General features: G+C 75.1%; 2 protein-coding genes. One reads left to right on the plus strand and one right to left on the minus strand.

Going from position 1 to position 931, the window contains the following annotated elements:
• Positions 1-254, minus strand: a 254-nt coding sequence (locus DW309_RS00485; protein ID WP_136044213.1) for a TetR family transcriptional regulator, incomplete at its 3' end; no start/stop codon positions are given.
• A gap of 65 nt (positions 255-319) precedes the next feature.
• Here DW309_RS00485 and DW309_RS00490 point away from each other — a divergent pair.
• Entirely contained in the window at positions 320-859 is a 540-nt protein-coding gene (locus DW309_RS00490) for a hypothetical protein (protein ID WP_136035381.1), read from the plus strand.
• Positions 860-931 lie beyond the last annotated feature (72 nt).

Raw genomic sequence — 931 nt, forward strand, 5'->3', positions numbered from 1 at the left:
GAATCGCCGAGGCCGCGCAGCCCCGCGGTGGCCTCGGCGATGCGCTGGTCGGTGCGGCGGGTGACCTCGGCGGCGGCCGCGCGGACGACGTCGTCGAACCCGTCGAAGTAGTGCCACAGCGAACCGGTGGCCACCCCGAGCTCCTTCGCGACCGCGCGGGAGGACACGCTCTCGTGGCCGTCGCGGGCGGCGACGGCGAGCAGCGCCTCGGCGATCTGCCGGCGGCGCTCATCGTGGTCGACGATGCGGGGCACGTGCCCATCCTCTCGTAGACGGTCGGGTCTAGCGATATTGAGCGCTCGATCAATATACTGCGACCGTGGAACCCCTCGTCCCCGCAGCACCGTGGCTGATGGCCGCGGCCGCGCTCGTCTCCGCCGTCGCGTGCGTGGCGGCGTGGCGGGCGGTGCCGTGGCAGGGGAGGCAGTCGGCGCTGGTGATGGCCGCCGGGATGCTCGTGCTCGCGATCCCCGGGGTCGACGCCCTGACGCGGCTCGCGCTCGGCGCGGTGCTCCTGGTCTCCGCGATGCTCGGCACCATGGGCGTGCGCGGCACCGCGGCCGCCGCCACCTGCTGTCACCGGGCGCTGGTGTCGCTCGTGATGGCGGTGTGCGCGTTCGACGGATCCGTCGTGGTCTCCTCGGTCGAGCGCGCCGTCACGCCGACCGGCCACGGCGGGCACGGCCTCGGGGGCGTGCTCTCGGCGCTCGTGATGATCGGGGTCGCCGCGGTCGTGCTGTGGACCGTGGCGGCGGCGTGGTTCGTGCCTCCGCTGCACCACGGTCGCACCGGGCGTCTGCTCGCCACGGAGTCGTGGGCGATGGCCGCGGGCGTCGCCGTCATGTGCCTCGGCTTCTGACCGCGGGGCGGGCGGGACTCGGGCGACCCGACCGGGCGGCTCAGGTGCGCGCGGCCGGACGCACGAACGCCC

It is taken from the genome of Microbacterium sp. K41, assembly GCF_004794395.1.
Taxonomy (GTDB): Bacteria; Actinomycetota; Actinomycetes; order Actinomycetales; family Microbacteriaceae; genus Microbacterium; species Microbacterium sufflavum.